The following is a 2,568-nucleotide window of genomic DNA, read 5'->3' as shown; positions in this document are numbered from 1 at the left end:
TATTTAATTCATTTTTTACTTACATTTTGAATTAAATAGACTCTTTACTTTATTAATTTATTATCATTATTATATATTTGTTTATTTTTAGATTTGATTAGATATGTTTTATAGAAATGAAAAAAATTATAAATATACTAAATCGATACTATGCTGTATGGTATATATTTTGATATATAGGTATAAACTCACATTTTCTATTTTTAAAAATAGATACGTATCTAAACCCTAAATAATCCAACATTTCATAAGATTTGTCAAAATCTGCACATACATCTATAGCTCTATGTGAATCAGATCCCAAAGTTATTATTTCCCCACCAAGTTCTTTATATCTTCTAACTATATCTATATTAGGATGTATAGCATTTAAGCCGTATCTATATCCTGACGTATTTAATTCTATACCTTTTCCTCCATCTATTATAGCTTTTAAAACTTCATCTAAAATATCTCTATAATCATCATATATAATCTTATTATCTTCATAAATTGCATATCTATTTATGTAATCCAAATGACCATAAATATCGTAATTTTTAAATTCTTTATTAGTTTGTAGTATAGACTCAAAATACTTTCTATATGCTTCTTCTTTGCTAAGGTCTTCAAAATACTCTCTATGTGACACAGGTATTTTATCTATTGTATGAGTTGAACACAACACAAAATCAAATCTTGTTGAATTTAATATTTTATTTATTTCTTTATTTAGATGGCTTTGATACCCAACTTCTATACCTGTCAATAGCTCTATATCATCTTTATACTTTTCTTTATATTTAGATATTTGTTCTGTATATTTTTGGATGTCTAAGGAAAAATGATCTGTATTGTACTCTAAATGATCAGTAAAAGTAAGGCAATCCACACCGATATCTATAGCTTTGTTTATAACATCTTCCATTGTATCCTTTGCATCTATTGAAAAATGTGTATGCACATGATTATCTACTATTTTCATTATAAAACCTCCTATATTTTTTAATTAAATAATATAGGAGGTTCTTAAATATCATATTAATTTAAAGTAAATTTTAAGTTATTTTTAACTTTACTTTTGAATTGTTTGAGCTAATTTTTTAGTGAATTCTACAGCTGCATCGTATCCCATTATTTTTTGTCTATGATTCATAGCTGCAACCTCTACTATCATAGCTGTATTTCTACCTGGTTTTACTGGAACTACAAGTTTTTCTACTTCTTTTCCTAATATTTTTTCGTATTCTTTATCTAAACCTAATCTATCGTAATATTTCTCTTGATTCCAATTTTCAAGATGAAGAACTAAGCTGATTTCCTTCATATTCTTCACTGCACCAACTCCATATAGGCTTCTAACATCGATTATGCCTATTCCTCTTATTTCCATATAATGTCTTAATAGCTCTGGAGCTTGACCTACTAATCTGTCATCATCTAATTTAATTATCTCAACTGCATCATCGGCAACCAATCTATGACCTCTTTGTATAAGCTCAAGAGCAGTCTCTGATTTACCTATACTACTTTCTCCTTTTATTAAAACACCTATTCCATAGACATCTACTAACACTCCATGTATTGTTACACGTGGTGCTAATCTATGGTCTAAATAATTAGATATCTTGTTAATAAATCTAGTAGTATTTCTTTCACTACTTATAAGTACACGCTCGTGTCTTTTGGCAGCTTCAATTATATCTTCATCAACTTCTAATCCTCTTGTAATGACTAAAGCAGGTATATCATAAGAAAATAATCTATCTAAAATTTCTCTTCTTCTCTCTTTGTCTATATTTTTAAAATAAGTATATTCTCCTTTACCTATTATTTGTATTCTGTCAAATGAAAAATACTCAAAGTATCCAGCTAATGCTAGTCCTGTTCTATTGACATCTTGCGAATGAACAAAAAATTCTTTGTCCTCAGGTTGGTAAATTACATTAAGGTCCAAGTCCCTGACGATATCTGATATCGCAACTCTTTCTTGTGATTCCATATCTATTCCTCCGATCTAAAATAATTATAAATATTCTCTGCAGCCGTTTTATTTATACTCTCCACTTCTAATAATTCTTCAAATGTGGCAGCCTTTATATTTTCAATACTTTTAAAGTGGCTTAAAAGATTTTTCTTTCTTGTTTCTCCTATACCTGCTATCTCATCTAGTACAGATTTAGTAATAGATTTTTTTCTCAAGCTTCTATGATATGTTATAGCATAATTATGGACCTCTTCTTGTATAGTTGCAACAAATCTATATAAATTTGTCGTTTTATCAAGCACAATTTCCTGAGATTTATTTACTAATCCTTTTGTTCTATGCTTATCATCTTTAAACATTCCCCATAAAGGTATTTGTAGGTTATTATCGTTTAGTACCTTTTGAACCGCACTTACTTGACCTTTTCCTCCATCTAGTAAAATCAAGTCTGGTAGATCGCCGTGTTTAATTCTTCTTCCTATAATTTCTGCCATTGAACCATAATCATCTGGCCCCACTATAGTTTTGATTTTATATCTTCTATATTCTTTTCTGTCCTTTTTACCGTCTGTAAAAACAACCATAGTTCCTATTGAATCCAC

3 protein-coding genes are annotated in these 2,568 nt (G+C 28.5%); all 3 read right to left on the bottom strand.

The window, feature by feature from the left end:
* Window positions 1-148: 148 nt before the first annotated feature.
* The gene (locus tag ACI3VO_RS14180) at window positions 149-964 is read right to left on the bottom strand and encodes a histidinol-phosphatase HisJ family protein (RefSeq protein ID WP_439758543.1); all 816 of its coding nucleotides are present in this window, start codon (window positions 962-964) and stop codon (window positions 149-151) included.
* A gap of 90 nt (window positions 965-1,054) precedes the next feature.
* On the bottom strand, window positions 1,055-1,981 hold the full coding sequence (gene hprK, locus ACI3VO_RS14175; protein WP_439758542.1) for an HPr(Ser) kinase/phosphatase: 927 nt from the start codon (window positions 1,979-1,981) through the stop codon (window positions 1,055-1,057).
* A 2-nt stretch (window positions 1,982-1,983) separates the two neighbouring features.
* Window positions 1,984-2,568, bottom strand: a 585-nt coding sequence (locus ACI3VO_RS14170; RefSeq protein WP_439758541.1) for a helix-hairpin-helix domain-containing protein, incomplete at its 5' end; no start/stop codon positions are given.

The organism is Intestinibacter sp. (assembly GCF_051866655.1).
Taxonomy (GTDB): Bacteria; Bacillota; Clostridia; order Peptostreptococcales; family Peptostreptococcaceae; genus Intestinibacter.
Note: the sequence above shows the minus strand (reverse complement) of the source record. Positions and strands in the feature narration are given on the sequence as shown.

Bases quoted from the DNA above. Each gene is read 5' to 3' on its own strand.
- ACI3VO_RS14180 (WP_439758543.1), bottom strand. From the start codon at position 964: ATGAAAATAGTAGATAATCATGTGCATACACATTTTTCAATAGATGCA.
- hprK (WP_439758542.1), bottom strand. From the start codon at position 1,981: ATGGAATCACAAGAAAGAGTTGCGATATCAGATATCGTCAGGGACTTG.